Source organism: Desulfonauticus submarinus, assembly GCF_900104045.1.
Lineage (GTDB): Bacteria > Desulfobacterota > Desulfovibrionia > Desulfovibrionales > Desulfonatronovibrionaceae > Desulfonauticus > Desulfonauticus submarinus.
This window is the reverse complement of the sequence record NZ_FNIN01000004.1, coordinates 66,422-83,359: the sequence shown is the minus strand read 5'-3', so window position 1 is coordinate 83,359 and position 16,938 is coordinate 66,422. Positions and strand designations below refer to the sequence as shown.

Annotated in this window: 14 protein-coding genes and 1 tRNA gene; 6 read left to right on the top strand and 9 right to left on the bottom strand. The window is 33.3% G+C overall.

Going from position 1 to position 16,938, the window contains the following annotated elements:
- Positions 1–2: 2 nt before the first annotated feature.
- The 3 genes from lpxK (at position 3) to BLP60_RS05745 (ending at position 3,393) form a co-directional block, all read left to right on the top strand.
- Positions 3–1,046, top strand: coding sequence for a tetraacyldisaccharide 4'-kinase (lpxK, locus tag BLP60_RS05755; RefSeq protein WP_092064808.1), 1,044 nt, complete (start codon positions 3–5; stop codon positions 1,044–1,046).
- On the top strand, positions 1,006–3,102 hold the full coding sequence (gene rnr / locus BLP60_RS05750) for a ribonuclease R (RefSeq protein ID WP_092064805.1): 2,097 nt from the start codon (positions 1,006–1,008) through the stop codon (positions 3,100–3,102). Before lpxK ends, rnr begins: the two co-directional genes overlap by 41 nt.
- Before the next feature lie 215 nt (positions 3,103–3,317).
- A tRNA-Thr gene (locus BLP60_RS05745) sits at positions 3,318–3,393 on the top strand.
- A 50-nt stretch (positions 3,394–3,443) separates the two neighbouring features.
- On the opposite strand, the gene ahbC is transcribed toward BLP60_RS05745, so the two are convergent.
- From ahbC to BLP60_RS05730, 3 genes are read right to left on the bottom strand one after another with little or no spacing between them, the layout of a single operon-like run.
- Positions 3,444–4,628: a 12,18-didecarboxysiroheme deacetylase gene (gene ahbC, locus BLP60_RS05740; RefSeq protein ID WP_092064802.1), complete on the bottom strand. Its 1,185-nt coding sequence runs from the start codon at positions 4,626–4,628 to the stop codon at positions 3,444–3,446.
- Between the two features lie 12 nt (positions 4,629–4,640).
- Positions 4,641–4,976: a hypothetical protein gene (locus BLP60_RS05735; RefSeq protein ID WP_092064799.1), complete on the bottom strand. Its 336-nt coding sequence runs from the start codon at positions 4,974–4,976 to the stop codon at positions 4,641–4,643.
- A 3-nt stretch (positions 4,977–4,979) separates the two neighbouring features.
- Positions 4,980–5,870, bottom strand: coding sequence for a YIP1 family protein (locus tag BLP60_RS05730; protein ID WP_092064922.1), 891 nt, complete (start codon positions 5,868–5,870; stop codon positions 4,980–4,982).
- A 256-nt stretch (positions 5,871–6,126) separates the two neighbouring features.
- On the opposite strand from BLP60_RS05730, the gene ahcY reads away from it, so the two are divergent.
- Positions 6,127–7,548, top strand: coding sequence for an adenosylhomocysteinase (gene ahcY / locus BLP60_RS05725; protein ID WP_092064795.1), 1,422 nt, complete (start codon positions 6,127–6,129; stop codon positions 7,546–7,548).
- 36 nt (positions 7,549–7,584) lie between these two features.
- On the opposite strand, the gene metK is transcribed toward ahcY, so the two are convergent.
- The 4 genes from metK to panC all read right to left on the bottom strand — a co-directional run bounded on the left by metK (position 7,585) and on the right by panC (position 10,677).
- Complete coding sequence (metK, locus tag BLP60_RS05720) at positions 7,585–8,757, bottom strand: methionine adenosyltransferase (protein WP_092064792.1); 1,173 nt, start codon at positions 8,755–8,757, stop codon at positions 7,585–7,587.
- Positions 8,754–9,407, bottom strand: a complete 654-nt coding sequence (locus BLP60_RS05715; RefSeq protein ID WP_092064789.1) for a DUF502 domain-containing protein — start codon at positions 9,405–9,407, stop codon at positions 8,754–8,756. Before BLP60_RS05715 ends, metK begins: the two co-directional genes overlap by 4 nt.
- Positions 9,408–9,476: 69 nt before the next feature.
- A complete protein-coding gene (gene panD / locus BLP60_RS05710; protein ID WP_092064787.1) occupies positions 9,477–9,824 on the bottom strand; it encodes an aspartate 1-decarboxylase in 348 nt (115 codons plus the stop codon).
- Positions 9,817–10,677 carry a pantoate--beta-alanine ligase gene (panC, locus tag BLP60_RS05705; protein WP_092064920.1) on the bottom strand — a complete coding sequence of 287 codons (861 nt, stop codon included), beginning with the start codon at positions 10,675–10,677 and terminating at the stop codon, positions 9,817–9,819. Before panC ends, panD begins: the two co-directional genes overlap by 8 nt.
- A 72-nt stretch (positions 10,678–10,749) precedes the next feature.
- On the opposite strand from panC, the gene BLP60_RS05700 reads away from it, so the two are divergent.
- Together BLP60_RS05700 and secA are read left to right on the top strand one after the other, a co-directional pair.
- Entirely contained in the window at positions 10,750–11,754 is a 1,005-nt protein-coding gene (locus tag BLP60_RS05700) for a (Fe-S)-binding protein (protein ID WP_092064784.1), read from the top strand.
- 2 nt (positions 11,755–11,756) lie between these two features.
- On the top strand, positions 11,757–14,264 hold the full coding sequence (gene secA, locus BLP60_RS05695) for a preprotein translocase subunit SecA (RefSeq protein WP_092064781.1): 2,508 nt from the start codon (positions 11,757–11,759) through the stop codon (positions 14,262–14,264).
- A 1-nt stretch (position 14,265) separates the two neighbouring features.
- On the opposite strand, the gene BLP60_RS05690 is transcribed toward secA, so the two are convergent.
- Entirely contained in the window at positions 14,266–15,630 is a 1,365-nt protein-coding gene (locus tag BLP60_RS05690; protein ID WP_092064778.1) for a sigma-54-dependent transcriptional regulator, read from the bottom strand.
- Positions 15,620–16,870 carry a sensor histidine kinase gene (locus BLP60_RS05685; protein ID WP_092064775.1) on the bottom strand — a complete coding sequence of 417 codons (1,251 nt, stop codon included), beginning with the start codon at positions 16,868–16,870 and terminating at the stop codon, positions 15,620–15,622. Before BLP60_RS05685 ends, BLP60_RS05690 begins: the two co-directional genes overlap by 11 nt.
- Positions 16,871–16,938: the final 68 nt, after the last annotated feature.

Genomic DNA, 16,938 nt, shown 5'->3' with positions numbered 1-16,938 from the left:
TAATGGATAACCATTTGAAGTGGTTAAAATTATTAAAACCATGTGGAGAGCTTTATGCTCTATTAGGAAAACTTAGAGAATACGTTTTAAAAAGAAAACAAACAGCTTTTCCTATTCCTGTGCTCTCAATAGGAAACATTTCCATGGGGGGCACAGGAAAAACCCCTTTTTGTCTTTATCTTGCCAATTCTTTACAATTAAAAACTGTTATTTTAACCCGTGGCTATAAGGCTAAACCGCCATATTATCCTTTTAAGGTTCCTAAAAACGCGTCGCCTTTGATCTGTGGAGATGAGCCTTTGCTTCTAGCCAAGCATTCACCAGCTAAAGTTATTATTGATTCCAACAGATTAAGAGCAGCTCAATATGCCTTAAAACAACTAAAGCCAGATTTATTTATTTTAGATGATGGTTTTGGACAAATAAAGATAAAAAAAGATTTAGATATTGTAATCTTTAGTCCTAAGGATTTTTATTATTGGAATCAAGTTATTCCCTCAGGCATGTGGAGAGAAGGCAAAAATGCCCTTTATAGAGCAGACTTATTCTTAATTAACTTGCAAGGACAAGACAAAAATACCCTTTTACCTTTAATAGAAAAAAAGCTTGCTCCATTTAAAAAAAATTTTCTTTTTTTTGACTACAAACCCTCTTTTTTACAATCGTCCCTTACTCATAAAAAAACAAGGACCTTACAAAAATATATTTTAATTACCTCTCTTGCTAATCCTCAGAAAATAACATTGGCGTTATCTAAATTTTTGGGAACAGGTCCGAAAAAACATTTTAAATTTTCAGATCATTATAACTTTACATCAAAAGATTTAAAGCGCATAGTAAATACAGCCCGTGGACACAATGCTTCTCTTGTTTGTACACAAAAAGAAATTGATAAAATAAAAGCCATTGATCCAAAACAAGAATTTTGGGTTTTACATAGTAAAATTTCTTTTTCTACAGAAAAAGAAAAACATATTTTTTGGAAAATTATAGGAGAAAAATTAAATGAAAAAAATAAAACATCAAGATATTTTAAAGATATTTAAACATGCAGATAAGCCTTTAACCCCAAAAGAAATATACTCTCTTTTTGGTAAGAAAAAAAGTATTCAAAAACGCATTAAGCACATTTTAAAAGAATTAGAACAAGCAGGCAAAATTATAGCCACAGGCAAGGCTTTTTGTTTGGTCAATAAGTTACCTGTAGTTAAAGGTATTTTAGAAGTACAAAAATCTGGCATTGGCTTTGTTCTGCCAGAAGATAAAAGACGCAAAGATATTTTTGTCTTGCCAGAAAATTTTGAAGATGCCTGGCATGGAGATACAGTTTTAGTCGCAATTCTACCTAAAAGCAGGGGGAAAAACCCTGAAGGTAGAATTGTTCGTGTGCTAAAAAAAGAATTAAAGCAGCTTGTAGGTAGAGTAAAACGAAAAGTTGGTAAAAATACCTTTTTAATTCAGCCAACAGATTTAAGATTAAAATTTTGTATTTTAGTAGAAAGCGAAATAGATCTAAAACCACAAACTCTCATTAATTTAAAACCAACCCACAAATTAGAACCATTTCTTTGGCACGGAGAGTTAATAGAAATTCTTGGGACAGAAAACAGCTTAGAAGTTCAAGAAAAATTAGTTAAAATCAATCATCAAATACCTACTAAGTTCCCTCAAAAAGTTCTTGAAGAAGCTGCAAACTTACCTATGCACCCAACTGATAAGGACTTCAAAAATAGAAAAAATTTAACCCATCTCTCCTTTGTAACCATTGATGGCGCCAAAGCAAAAGATTTTGACGATGCAATTTATATAGAAAAAAAAGATAATGGATATATACTATATGTTGCTATTGCAGATGTGTCTCATTATGTAGATTTTGGTTCATCTTTAGATAAACAAGCACTGGAAAGAGGTAATTCTTACTATTTTCCTCTCTCAGTAGAACCAATGTTTCCCAAAGAATTATCAAACGGACTGTGTAGCTTAAACCCCAATGTAAATAGGTTAGTTATAGTGGCAGAAATGAAATTTTCTACTTCTGGCAAACGCATAAAAGAAAAATTTTATCCAGCCGTAATCCAAAGCAAATTTAGACTCACCTACTCCCAAGTTCATCTTGCAATAGAAAAACAAGACCCAGAAGAACAAAAAAGCATCAAACCTATTTTACCAATGTTACAGACTGCTTATGATCTTGCCAAAATTTTAAACCAAAATCGATCTGCAAGAGGTAGCATAGACTTTGATTTACCAGAGCCAGAAATCTTATTTAATTTTCAGGAAGACATCTTAGAGATCAAACCTAGGTTGCGCTACTTTTCTCATCAAGTCATCGAAGAATTTATGATTGCTGCCAACGAAGCTGTGGCAGAATTTTTAGAAGAAAAAGCAATGCCTTTTTTATATAGAGTACATCCTGCACCAAAAGAAGAAAAATTAGAAAATTTATTTAAACTGCTTAAAAGTACTAAGTTAGCTACAAAAATACCTAAAGATACATCCCCAAAAGACCTACAAACATTATTAAAACAAGCCCAAAACACCAACCTAGCCTTCCTAGTCAATAGATTGCTCTTACGTTCCATGATGCAGGCAAAATACAGTCCAATAAATGAGGGACATTTTGGACTGGCCTCTATGTCTTATTGCCATTTTACATCTCCAATTAGAAGATACGCAGATTTAGTTGTCCACAGAGCACTAAAAAAAGCTCTCCAAAACGAATATCCTCGCAAAAAGAAAATAAATAAATTAAAGAAACTTGGCGAAAAATTAAGTTTACTAGAACGTAAGGCAATGGAAGCAGAACGAGAAATTTTAAAGAGAGCTTCTGTGTTGGCCTTAAAAAATAAAGTGGGAGAAGAATTTACAGGAGTTATTTCCTCTTTATGCGATTTTGGCTTTTGGGTAGAACTAGAAGAAATAATGGCAGAAGGCCTTGTGCGTTTTTCTTCTCTTACAGATGACTATTATACCTTTTTGCCAGAACGCCAAGAACTGTTAGGAAAACGAACAGGAAAAAGATATACTCTTGGACAAAAAGTAAAAGTGCGATTAGAAAAAGCAAGTTTAGAAACTCTTCAACTAGATTTTACTATTTGTTAGTCCCTTTTATGAAACTAAAAGCTGCTTAATTAAAAACAGATAAAAATTCTAACACTGCACTCTTAATTTAAAACAAAAATTTATCTAATCCAAGCCTCTCCAGCCAAACGCCTTAACAACATAGATAAATTTTGTTTGTTAGTTTAAAAAATAAAACAAATTTAGCTCATTCTTTACAATTCAGCTACTTTTCTATATTTTTTAAAGCTACGTAAGCCGGGATAGCTCAGTTGGTAGAGCAGCTGATTCGTAATCAGCAGGCCGTGGGTTCAAGTCCCATTCCCGGCTCCAAACAACAAATACCAAAAATAAAATCCCAAAAATTTAAGTAAATATAAAAATCACTTTGCCCCTATTTCTTCATCTGTAAGATAACAAGCAGGATCTGGAGCCCAAATATCTCCATAATATGCCTCTGCTCTTGCCCTAAAATTCCCTGCGCAAATATTAAGATATTTACATTTTGAGCAACGCCCTTTTACATATTTCTTTTTATCTTTTAACTTAGCCAAAAGCTCTATATTAGGATCGTCCCAAATCTGAGAGAAAGGACGTTCAAGCACATTGCCAAAAGTATGATTGCGCCAAAATTGATCTGCATGCACACTCCCATCCCAAGAGATGCAACCAATTCCTCTTCCTGAATTATTACCTTCATTAAACTGTAAGAGTTCAAAAACTTCCTCTGCTCTCTTAGGGTTTTCTCTTAATAAGCGCAAATAAACATATGGACCATCTGCATGGTTATCCACAGTAAGAACTTCTTTTTTTAAACCTTTTTCAAACAATTTTTTAGTCAAATCCATAATCAAATCTACCATTTCTCGTGTTTCAACATGATTTAAGTCTTCTTTTATCAATTCTGATCCTCGTCCAGAATAAACCAAATGATAAAAACAAACTCTAGGAACTTCTAAATCTTCTAAAATTTGAAATATTTTAGGCACTTCTGATGCGTTCCGTCGATTAATAGTAAAACGAAGTCCAACTTTTAATCCTTCAGCCTGACAATTTTCTACACCTTTAAGTGCCTTTCTATAGGCTCCAGGCACTCCTCTAAACTTATCATGAACCTCTTCTCCTCCATCAAGAGAAATCCCCACATAAGATAATCCCACATCTTTTAATTCTTTTGCCTTTTCTTTAGTAATAAGTGTTCCATTAGTAGAAATGACTGCACGCATTCCTTTTTCAACTGCATACTTAGCCAATTCTGTTAAATCTTCCCTAACTAAAGGCTCTCCACCAGAAAAAAGCATTACTGGAGCTCCATATTGCGCCAAATCATCTATCATTTCCTTTGCCTGAGAAGTACTAATTTCATCTTTCCCAAATTCATCTACTGCCTGAGCGTAGCAATGCACGCATTTCAAATTGCATCGCCTTGTCATATTCCAAACAATTACAGGCTTCTTATCTTTGGAAAATTGAAGCAAATGAGAAGGCAACTTTCCCGAACACCTACCATAACGTAGAGCATCAGATGGTTCAATATTGTCACAATAAAGTTTAGAAATACCTATCATAAAAAACCTCTTTTATTGGATAATTTTAGTATGAGGTCTTGCAAATCCCAGCGTTTCTTCTAGCTGTTTTTTGGAAACCTCTAAACTTTTTTTCAATTCTAATTTAGTTTTTAAAGGAACTTTATTAAATGCAGATTCTTTTGTAAGATCTTGCAGTCTTAACATCTCTTGTTTAATTTTATCTAACCTTGACTTAAATTTCTTATCTTCTCCTAATAATCTTTCTGCCAATTTAGCCAGATATAAAATCTCCTCTGTCTCCTGTAAAAAATAAAAAGGTTTTAATTCCTTTCTCAATCTATAGGATTTATAAATCTTCTCAAAAAACAATCTTAATTTTCCAAACATAAGCTAAAATTTCATCTGATTTAAAAAGAAAATTACTCCCAAAACCAAGACAATAGGTGTTACCACTAAAGCCATAAAAACACGGCCATAAGTTGTTTTATGCACATGCTTATATGCCATAAAAGTTACGACAAAAGTCCATATTCCACCTATAAATTGCCCAATCACAGGAATTATACTCAAAATCATAGGGGCACTAGCATAGGCGATTGCTCGATAGGTCCCTTCAAAACCACTGTTCCCTGCTCTAAAAATAAGTAAAAGAAAGTGATTAATACCCGCCCCTACAAATAAAAAGAGTGATAAAATAATAGGGTAAAAAATTAATATAAAAAGAGAACCAAAAGTTGAGTATCCTAACATCCCTACTAAAGCTTCTTCTTGTTGTTGAATTATAGCACTACCTAACATCATCTGCCACAAAAAAACAAACACTGCTTGAATTTCAGCTAACAACAAATAAAAGACTAATGGTTTACCATATCCTTTAAATTTCATATTGGAAAAAAAATCTACAGGTGAAAACATGACTTTTTTTAAGGTCAAGAAGAATCCAGGGAAAAAACCGTATTTATCTAAATTTTCCCAAGGAATACTATCCGATTGTACTTCTTTATGCTTTGTTGAAGAAGAATCTTTTTGTTTATCATCCTTTTTTTGTGCTTCAGCTTTAGCTCCTAAATCTTCTAATTGTTCCCATATATTTTCTTTTTCTTCCTTGGAAACATCTCTTTTTATTTCCTCTCTTATCTCTACTTTATTTTCTAACTTATCTAATTTTCTAAATTCAAACTTATACCCACATTTAGGACAAGTAGCCCTAGTGGCTGTTTTAGGAATTTTTTCATCTGGCACATCTCTACTAAATTCACACTTTGGGCATGTAATTATCATCTGCAAGCCCCCTTCAGTTTAAAGCTAAAAAGCTAATTAAGATAAAAATCACTTCCTTTTCATTCCATTGCTTACCCATTTGAAGATAATTTATCAAGAATTCTATAAGTGCTTTTTTTTTCATAAATATTAAAAATAGTTATCAAGAAACAACAAAAACACTCCTCTAGTTTAAATTTTGATTTTTTTACCTTGCTTGCTTTTAAGATACACGCTAAAAACTCCTAATAAGAAGACTTATTCTAAGGAGGAACATATGTTTTTAGAACTTGAACCAAGTTTGGAATACAAGGTAAAAGATATGGAGCTTGCAGATCTAGGTATTAAGGAAATGCAACTATCAGAAAATGAAATGCCTGGCCTTATGGCTTTACAAAAAAAATACGAGGCATCTAAACCATTAAAAGGGCTAAAAATTACTGGCAGCCTCCATATGACCATTCAAACCGCAATGCTCATTCAAACTCTCTACAAATTAGGTGCAGACATTCGCTGGGCATCTTGCAATATCTTTTCCACTCAAGACCATGCAGCTGCTGCTGTAGTAAAACTTGGGCTAGCTAAAGTATTTGCTTGGAAAGGCGAAAGTATTGAAGAATATTGGTGGTGCACAGAACAAGCTCTTACTTGGCCAGATGGTTCTGGCCCAGATCTTATTGTAGATGATGGGGGAGACGCAACTTTATTTGTTCACCTTGGAGTAGATGCAGAAAAAGATCCAACTATCTTAGAAAAAGAATATGAACACAAGGATATGCAAGTTTTAATTGAAAGATTAAAACATAGCATTAAAGCAAATCCTCAGAAATGGACTACTATTGCTAAGCAAATAAGAGGTGTTTCCGAAGAAACAACTACTGGCGTCCACAGATTATATCAATTAGAATCAGAAGGAAAACTCTTATTCCCTGCTATTAATGTAAACGATTCTGTAACTAAATCAAAATTTGACAATTTATATGGATGTAGAGAGTCTCTTATTGATGGAATAAAAAGAGCAACAGATATAATGGTAGCAGGAAAAGTTGCAGTAGTGTGTGGTTATGGAGACGTTGGAAAAGGATGTGCTCAAGCTTTTAGAGGTATGGGAGCAAGAGTAATTATTACAGAAATAGACCCTATATGTGCATTACAAGCTGCCATGGAAGGTTATGAGGTAAAACGTCTAGATGAAGTTGTGGAATTTGGAGACATCTTTGTCACTGCCACAGGCTGCTGCGATGTTATCCGAGGTGAACATATGGAGCGGATGAAAGATGAAGCAATTGTATGTAATATTGGCCATTTTGATTCAGAAATAGAAATGAGCTATCTGGAAAATAACCCTAAATGTAAACGTATTAACATTAAACCCCAAGTAGATAAGTGGGTGTTAGAGTCTGGACGATCTATTATTGTCTTAGCAGAAGGGAGATTAGTTAATCTTGGATGCGCCACTGGGCACGCAAGTTTTGTTATGAGTGCAAGCTTTACTAACCAAGTATTAGCTCAATTAGAACTTGCTAAAACTAAATATGAACCAAAAGTAATGGTTCTTCCTAAAAAATTAGATGAAGAAGTAGCTAGACTCCATTTAGAACGTTTAGGTGTTCACCTAGAAAAACTTACTCCCAAACAAGCAGAGTATTTAGGTGTACCAATTGAAGGTCCATATAAACCTGATCATTATAGATATTAGAAAACAAAAAGCCCCACTTAGTGGGGCTTTTTAGTGTTATATTTTACACGCAGTTTTAAGATCATCTACTGCATCTGTTTTTTCCCAAGTAAAGTCTACATCTTCTCTACCAAAATGACCATAACAAGCAGTCTTTTTATAAATAGGACGAAGTAAATTTAAACGTTTAATAATGGAATAAGGTCTTAAATCAAAAACTTCTAAAACAGCTTTTTGTAAAACATCATCAGGCACCTCTCCTGTACCCCAAGAAGTTACAAAAACAGATACAGGCTCTGCTACTCCAATAGCATAAGCAATTTGCACTTCGCATTTAGGAGCAAGACCTGCAGCTACAATATTTTTAGCAATATATCTAGCCATATATGCTGCAGACCTATCTACTTTAGAAGGATCTTTTCCAGAAAATGCACCTCCACCATGATTTCCCATACCACCATAAGTATCTTGAATAATTTTCCTACCAGTAAGTCCACAATCACCTTGTGGCCCACCTATCACAAATCTACCAGTAGTATTTATAAAAATTTTTATCTTATCTTTATCTACCATCTCTTCAGGTAAAGTTTTAAAAATAACTTCCTCTTTAATGGCTTCTGCAAGATCATCATAAGTAATATTTTCATTATGTTGAGCAGCTACCACAACATTGTCTATTCTTGCAGGCTTTCCCCCTATATATTCCACAGTAACTTCTGTTTTCCCATCTGGACGAAGAAAATCTAAAATTCCATTTTTACGCACATAAGCTAAACGTCTTGAAAGCTTATGAGCAAAATATATAGGCGCTGGCATAAGAGTAGGAGTCTCGTTAACAGCAAAACCAAACATCATTCCCTGATCTCCAGCTCCTTGTTCTTCTGGATTTTTTCTGTTCACTCCCATGGCAATATCAGGAGACTGCTTATCAATAGAAGAAATAACTGAACAAGTAGCATAGTCAAATCCCATATTCGCATCTGTATAACCTATCTCTTTTACAGTGTTTCGAACAATTTCTGGGAAATCAGCATAGGCATTGGTAGAAATCTCTCCAGCAATAAAAGCCAAACCTGTAGTCACTAATGTTTCGCACGCTACTCTAGCGTTTGGGTCTTCTGCAATAATAGCATCTAAAATAGCATCAGAAATTTGATCTGCTACTTTGTCTGGATGCCCTTCGGTTACAGATTCTGAAGCAAAAAAATAATGGTCATGAGTTAAAATCATTTTTGTCCTCCTTTTTTACAAACATCCTCAGGGTTTATTATCCCCCCTGAAATTAAAAGTTTAAAAGAGTCTTCCACACTCATATCCAAAGGAATGACATCTTCTTCTGGCATAATTAAATAATATCCTGAAGTAGGATTAGGCGTAGTTGGCACATAAATATTTAAAACTTTTTTTTGGGTCTTGTCTTGAATTTCTCCTACAGCTACTCCTGTAACATAACCCAAAGAATAAACTCCAGATCTTGGAAATTCTACTAATACCACCCTTTTAAAATCTTTATTGCCCCCACTTATAATAGTTTCTACTAATTGTTTAACAGCTGTATAAAATTTATTAATAAAAGGAATTTTTGAAATAATATATTCCCACAAGCCAACTAATTTCTTCCCTAAATAATTTCTTACTAAAATACCTGTCATAAATAAAATAATAAATAAAATAATAATACCTAATCCAGGAATAGGAAATGGCAAAAAACTATCTGGTCTATAAGCAGGCGGAATAATATTAGTAATCTTATCCAACCACGAAATAACAAACTTTAAAAAATAAAAAGTTGCTGCTAAAGGAGTTAAAAATAAAAGGCCTGCTATTAAATTAGTCTTTAAAACATCTTTTACTTCTTGCAAAATTTTTTTCAGTCCCAAATATACACTCCTTTTTTTATTAATCTAAGATTTATCTCTCTAGTTTTTATGCAAAAATGTTGCTATAATTTATGACATTTTAAGTTCATTACGTTCATTTACCAACACTATTCGTGGCTTTAATGTTGCAATCTCTTCTGCACAAAGATATCCATAACAGGCTATTATTACTTTATCTCCTGGCTTTCCCTTATGAGCGGCAGCACCATTTAAGCATATTTCCCCTTTTTGCCCTTTAATTACATATGTGGCAAAACGTTCCCCATTAGTGAGATTATATACTTCTACTTTTTCAAAAGGCAAAATTCCGCTTGCTTTTAGCAAATCAGGGCAAATAGCAATGCTTCCTTCGTAATTTAAGTTAGCATCTGTAATAGTAGCTCTATGTATTTTAGCTAAAAGAAACTGCCTAAGCATTTTTTTCCACCTCAATTAAAATATTGTCAATAAGTCTAGCTTTACCCAAATACATTGCCACTGCCACTAATGCCTTATCTTTAATCTCATCCAAAGGTTCTAAGGTAAATGGATGAACTATCTCCAAATAATCTATAGAACCCAAGGGAATATTTCTAAAATAATAATCTATCAGTTTATTTTTTAAAGCCAAGCTTTCTCGCATACCTCGAGCACACAACTTTTTAACCAAACATAACCCTTCATAAATAGCAGGAGCCTGCTCTCTCTCTTCTTTTGTCAAATAAACATTTCTAGAACTCATTGCTAAACCATCTGGTTCTCTTACAATAGGATGCCCAATAACTTTAACAGGAATATTTAAATCTTTTACCATCTGTTTAATAATTACTAACTGTTGCCAATCTTTTTGTCCAAAAACAGCAATATCTGGCTGACAAATATTAAACAGCTTTAAAACAATAGTAGCAACTCCTCTAAAATGCGTAGGTCTACTTTTCCCACAAAGAACTTTGGGTAGTTTCTCCACTTCTACATAAGTCAAGTGATTAGGCAAATAAATATCTTCTATATTAGGCGTAAAAACTATATCAACTCCAACTTGTTTAGCTAAATCTAGATCTCTTTTTAAATCCCTAGGATAAGAATTAAAATCTTCATTAGGGCCAAATTGCGTTGGATTCACAAATATAGAAACAACCACTATATCTGAATATTTCTTAGCATAACGCATAAGCTCTAAATGACCTTGATGAAAATATCCCATAGTCGGGACAAGAGAAATCTTCTTGTCTTGTTTTTTCAAGGAATTAATTACTTGCCTTATCTCAGGAATAGTTGTTATCTGCTTCATAGACATTACTTTTACCTCTTGAATAAATTAAATTTTAAATATTATGCAAAATAAGTTTACTTGTCTAGGAAAATGAATCTAGCCAATTTGTGCATCAAGTGTGGCCGTTGTCTTGAAGTGTGTCCTCTGTTTACCTCCACTCTACGAGAAGATTTTTCTCCTAGAGGAAAATGGACGATACTTTCTAATTCTCCTAAGCTCTCTTTATCTGAGATAAAACATTTCTCTACCCTATGTTTAGGGTGTGAAAAGTGCGCTTTAGTTTGCACCCAAGGATTAAATTTTGCAGAATATTTGGCAGATTTCAAAGCTTGCTCTTCTGACTGGAAAATATTTGCTACTCAAAAACTTTTACAATTTATAAACTCCTCTAATTTATTGGCTCTAGGTAAATATAAATTTTCTTCACAAGACAAAAACGCGTACTTTTTATTAACCCCCTCTTCTAAAAAAATACCGTTTAAAAAAGCAGTCATTTTTCCTGGTTGTCTCGCTAAAATTTTTCCCAATTTAGAGGAAAAATTAAAGCAGCTTTTAGCTGCCCTTAAGATAAATATAATTCCTACTCCTAATTGGAAATGTTGTGGGAAGCCATTTCAACTTGCAGGATTAGAAGAACAGTCCCAAAATTTTGCGACTCATAATCTCAACCTTTGGGAAGAACTAGGAAAGCCTATCATCATTACTTTTTGTGCTACTTGTTTTAAAGGATTAAAGAATAGTTTTCCTCAAAACTCTATTTTATTAGCTGAAAATTTGCTAAAATACTTTTCTATCCAAACATTAACTAATCAAAACATACTTATCCATCAATCTTGTCATAGTATGGACATACCTCTTCATAAAATTTGGGCAACGTTGAAGATAATCTCTAAGTGTTGTGGATTTGGCGGGACCTTCAAAGTTTTACATTCCAAGTGGAGCAAAGAGATTAACAACCAGTTTTGGTCAAAAATTCCAGAATCATCTGTTGTCTTTACTAATTGCCTAGGATGTCTTATTGAGCTTAAAGCAACTTTACCTAAAAATTTACAAGTATTTCACTGGATAGAAAAAATTTCTTTAAAGGAAAAATAAATATGTTTAATTTTATAGTAAAAAAAGTATTTGGTACCAAAAATGAGCGTTATCTAAAATCCATTCAACCTCTAGTGGAAAAAATCAACTCTTTAGAGCCTCAAATTCAAAAACTCTCTGATGATGCAATGCGTTCTCGGATTAATGAACTTAGAGTCGAGGCAGAAAAGGGAAAAAGCTTAGACAAAATGCTTCCAGAAGTGTTTGCCCTGGTTAGAGAAGCAGGGAAAAGAACTCTAAACATGCGCCATTTTGATGTGCAACTAATTGGAGGTATTGTTTTACATCAAGGAAAAATTGCTGAAATGAAAACAGGTGAAGGTAAAACCTTAGTTGCCACCTTGGCCGTAGTATTAAATGCTCTCTCTGGCAAAGGAGTTCATGTTATTACAGTTAACGACTACTTGGCCAAGCGTGATGCTGAATGGATGGGGAAATTATATAATTTTTTAGGACTTTCAGTTGGTGTAATAGTGCACGGCCTTGATGATGAAGAACGCAAAAAAGCCTATAATGCAGATATTACCTATGGAACAAATAATGAGTTCGGTTTTGATTATCTAAGAGATAATATGAAATTTTATCCAGAACAGCTAGTGCAAAGAGAGTTAAATTATGCTATTGTAGATGAAGTTGATTCTATTTTAATTGATGAAGCCAGAACTCCGCTCATTATTTCTGGCCCATCAGAAGAATCAACTTATCTTTATACTAAGATAAATAGAATTATCCCAAGACTGAAAAGAGATAAAGACTTTGAAATAGATGAAAAATTGAAAACAGTAACTTTAACAGAAGAAGGAATAAAGCATCTTGAACAAATATTAAAGGTAGATAATCTCTTTGATCCCAAACATATTACCTTACAACATCACGTCTTACAGGCACTAAAAGCTCACTATCTTTTTAAAAGAGATGTAGATTATATAGTAAAAGATGGACAAGTAATTATTGTAGATGAATTCACAGGCAGACTTATGCCTGGAAGACGTTATAGTGACGGATTACACCAAGCCTTAGAAGCCAAAGAAGGCGTAAAAGTAGAAGCAGAAAACCAAACCTTAGCTAGCATTACCTTTCAAAACTATTTCCGTTTATATAAAAAGTTAGCAGGAATGACTGGAACTGCTGACACAGAAGCAGTTGAGTTTAAACAAATATATGATTTAGATGTAGTTGTTATTCCTACTCACAAGCCAATGATTCGTAAAGATTACCCAGATGTTATTTACAAAACCCAAGGAGAAAAATATCGAGCTATTGTTAGAGAAATAAAAGAAATGTATAAAGTAGGCAGACCAGTATTAGTGGGCACTACTTCCATTGAAAAATCTGAACTCCTATCCAAAATGCTCAAAAAAGAACACATTCCGCACGAAGTCTTAAACGCAAAACATCATGAAAAAGAAGCTGAAATCATTGCCAAGGCAGGAGAGAAAGGTAGGGTTACTATTGCTACTAATATGGCTGGACGCGGGACAGATATAGTCTTGGGGCCAGGAGTAAAAGAACTAGGCGGCCTTCATATTATTGGAACAGAAAGACATGAAAGTAGAAGAATAGATAACCAGCTTAGAGGACGAAGTGGCCGTCAAGGAGATCCAGGTTCTTCACGCTTCTTTTTATCGCTAGAAGATGACCTAATGCGCCTTTTTGGCTCTGAACGAATTTCCTCTTTAATGACCAAGTTAGGAATGCAAGAAGATGAACCAATAGAAAACAAACTGGTCACCCGAGCCATTGAAAACGCTCAAAAACGGGTAGAAGCTCATAATTTTGAAATTAGAAAAACTCTTTTAGAATACGATGATGTAATGAATCAACAAAGAATGGTTATCTACTCTCAACGCCGCGAGTTAATGTTTGCTAAAGACTTAGAACCGATTATTTATGACTTTATAGATGATATTTTAGATGAGGTGTATGCTCCCTTAGATGAGAAAAAAGATTTAGATCCAGAAACCACAAAATTAATTATTGCCAAGCTTAAGGAAATCTTTAACTTAGATAGGGTATTAAAGCTAAAAGAACTTCCCTCTAGAGAAGAAGCAAAAGAAAATATCCTAAAAATTCTCCAAGAGTTAAAAGAACAAGCAGGAGAGTATTATCAAGAAATTTTAAGATACTTTTTATTAGAAAGCTTAGACCGTAATTGGAAAGAACACCTTCTCAATATGGATCATTTAAAAGAAGGTATTGGTCTTAGAGGTTATGGACAAAAAGATCCTAAACAAGAATATAAAATAGAAGGCTATGAACTTTTTCAAGATATGCTTTTTTATATTAAAGAAAATACCTTAAAAGCTCTTTGTCATCTTAAAATAGAACGCCAGGTCAATGAAGAGGAGTTTCAGCATAAAGAAGAACAAAACCTAAACTTTGCTGGAGCAGAAAAAACAGAAAGTAAAAAACAGCCCATTAAACGAAAATCTCGCAAAATAGGAAGAAACGAACCCTGTCCATGTGGAAGTGGCAAAAAGTATAAAAAATGTTGTGGAGCAAATAAGTAATTTAAAAAATACTTTGGTTAAACTTTTCGAGCTTATAGCGTAAAGTTCTTTCAGAAATACCTAGCAATTTAGCTGCTTTAGTTTTTACACCCTTGCTTTCTTCCAAAGCCTCTTTAATGCGTAAATACTCCAACTTTTCAATAGCTTTAGGCAAAGGTAAGGTAAAAAGTTCATTGGTTTGAGAAAAAGATTTAGACACGTATTCAGGGAAATCTTCAGGACTCAAAAGTTCATTTTCTGTTACAATAACAGCCCGTTCTATAATATTTTCTAATTCTCGTACATTGCCCCAAAAAGGATACACAAACAGCATCTCTGATGCTTTTTTTGAAATCCCTTTTATCTTTTTTTGATATTTTTTAGCAAATTTTTGACAGAAATGCTGAGCCAAGGGCAAAATATCCTCTTTTCTTTCCCGTAAAGGAGAAATTCTTAGCGTAAAAACATTTAGCCGCCAAAACAAATCCTCTCTAAATTTACCTTCCTTGACTAATCTCTCCAAATCTTTATTAGTGGCAGCAATCACTCTAACATCCACTTTAATTTCTTTTGTTCCTCCAACTCTAGTAAATGTTCCATCCTGTAAAACCCTAAGTAATTTTGCCTGAAGTTCCAAAGGCATATCACCTATCTCATCTAAAAAAATTGTACCTCGATTCGCTGTCTCAAATAAGCCTTGTTTAGTTTTTGTAGCTCCAGTAAATGCACCTCGCTCATGCCCAAAAAGTTCACTTTCTAATAAACCTAATGGAATAGCAGCACAGTTTATTTTTACAAATGAGTTTTGTTTTCGCTCAGAAAGCTTATACACAAGATTTGCAACAACTTCTTTACCTGTCCCAGATTCTCCTAAAATTAAGACCGTGGCGTCTGTAGCTGCAACTTTTTTTACTAAAGCAAATAGAGACTTCATTTGAACACTTTCAGCAATTATATCATCAAAAATACAAGAATCTATCTCTCCTAACTTAGATTTAAGTTGAGCTACTTGTTCTTCTAATCTTTTTTCCTTTAGCGCTCTTTGCATCAAAAATAACAGTTCTTGTAGCTTTATGGGTTTTGTTAAATAGTGATAGGCTCCCTGTTTTAAGGCAGAAACAGCCATTTCCACCGAACCAAAAGCTGTAATAATAATAACTGGAGTAAGGGGTAAACTCTTCTTCAACTGAATCAATACCTCCAGACCATCCATATCAGGCAATTTATAATCTAACAAAATTAAATCTGGTCTAACTTCTAAGGCTAAATCCAAACCTTCTCTACCAGATGCTGCTTCTAACACAGTAAAATTCTTTTCTTTTAAATAACCTTGTAAAATTTCTCTCTGGCTTAATTCATCTTCTATTAAAAGAACCTTAACTTGCATCTATCCACAACCTTATTTTTGTCCCCTGTTTAGGTTTACTCCAAATATCTATTCCTCCGCCATGAGCTATTGCTACTTGGTGGGCTAAGTACAATCCCAAACCAAATCCATGTTTTTTAGTAGTATAGAACAATTTTTTTACAGACTTCTTGATTTCCTTTTCCATTCCAGGCCCATTGTCTTTTATAATAAAATATATCCTATTATTATTTTCTTCAATGTTTAACTCTACTTTGCCTTTTCTAGGTTCTACTGCCTCCAATGCATTCCTTAACAAATTCAATAAAGCTCTTTCTAACCAATGTTTATCCGCCTGAAATACAATATTCTTCTCATCTAAATAAAGTTCTAGTTCCTTTGCCTTTACAAGGGGTAAAAGTAAGTTATATATCTGTTCTGATAATTCTTTCCAAAAAATTTCTTTTTTAATAATTTTAAGCCCTTTGGTAACAGCTAATAATTCTTCCACTAATATATTTAGTCTATCAACTTGAGATAAAAGTGTTTGTAAAAAATCTTTTTTATCAGTTAAATCTTCTTGTAGATATTGGAGTCCCATACTTAATGTATTAAGAGGATTTTTAACTTCATGGGCTAAAAGAGAAGAAAATTTTCCCACTGTTGCCAATTTTTCTGTCTCAGCAATATGTTTTATCAATGTTTCTTCTCTTTTAAAGCTAAAAAAGATATACACACCTAATACAAATAAAATCACGGCTCCACTAAAAAACATTAACAGGCTATGAAACAAAGATTCTTTCCACAATTCTCTTTTAAAGTCTGTATAAATAGCAACTAATACCCCTATATCCTTGGATTTACTAAAATAAGAACTAAGATAAAATAAATTATCTTGTTCTAAGCCTTTTTGAGAGTTTTTAATAATCTCTACAGAAGGGATTTGACCGTGGGGAAAAGAACTTAAAATAATTTTGTTTTTAGACCAAATTAAAACACCATATAAAATAGGATGAGACTGAAATTCATCAATAAGCCACGCAGGATTCTTTAAGTAAGGAGGAACGTTCTTTAAAATAGAGATAGTTTCTTGATAACTTAAAAATCTAAGCTCAACAAAAGATAATGCTTCTCTAGCATCAAGATAAATATGTCGCTTTAATTGTTTAGAAATTAAAAATAAGTGTAATAAAGTAAACAAAAAAAGAAAAATAAATATCCCACTACTAATAAATAAAATCTTTTTTTTACTAAAAAATTTTTTAGGGACAATATTTTTCATAGTTAAAATTAGATATTTAGATAATTATATCTTCTATTTTGGTTAGGGCAAAATTTTTGCCCTAACCA

Bases quoted from the DNA above. Each gene is read 5' to 3' on its own strand.
- BLP60_RS05735 (WP_092064799.1), bottom strand. From the start codon at position 4,976: ATGTTTGGAAAATTAAGATTGTTTTTTGAGAAGATTTATAAATCCTAT.
- BLP60_RS05685 (WP_092064775.1), bottom strand. From the start codon at position 16,870: ATGAAAAATATTGTCCCTAAAAAATTTTTTAGTAAAAAAAAGATTTTA.
- BLP60_RS05690 (WP_092064778.1), bottom strand. From the start codon at position 15,630: ATGCAAGTTAAGGTTCTTTTAATAGAAGATGAATTAAGCCAGAGAGAA.
- metK (WP_092064792.1), bottom strand. From the start codon at position 8,757: ATGATTTTAACTCATGACCATTATTTTTTTGCTTCAGAATCTGTAACC.
- lpxK (WP_092064808.1), top strand. From the start codon at position 3: ATGGATAACCATTTGAAGTGGTTAAAATTATTAAAACCATGTGGAGAG.
- BLP60_RS05700 (WP_092064784.1), top strand. From the start codon at position 10,750: ATGAATCTAGCCAATTTGTGCATCAAGTGTGGCCGTTGTCTTGAAGTG.
- panC (WP_092064920.1), bottom strand. From the start codon at position 10,677: ATGAAGCAGATAACAACTATTCCTGAGATAAGGCAAGTAATTAATTCC.
- ahbC (WP_092064802.1), bottom strand. From the start codon at position 4,628: ATGATAGGTATTTCTAAACTTTATTGTGACAATATTGAACCATCTGAT.
- panD (WP_092064787.1), bottom strand. From the start codon at position 9,824: ATGCTTAGGCAGTTTCTTTTAGCTAAAATACATAGAGCTACTATTACA.
- BLP60_RS05730 (WP_092064922.1), bottom strand. From the start codon at position 5,870: ATGATAATTACATGCCCAAAGTGTGAATTTAGTAGAGATGTGCCAGAT.
- rnr (WP_092064805.1), top strand. From the start codon at position 1,006: ATGAAAAAAATAAAACATCAAGATATTTTAAAGATATTTAAACATGCA.
- ahcY (WP_092064795.1), top strand. From the start codon at position 6,127: ATGTTTTTAGAACTTGAACCAAGTTTGGAATACAAGGTAAAAGATATG.
- secA (WP_092064781.1), top strand. From the start codon at position 11,757: ATGTTTAATTTTATAGTAAAAAAAGTATTTGGTACCAAAAATGAGCGT.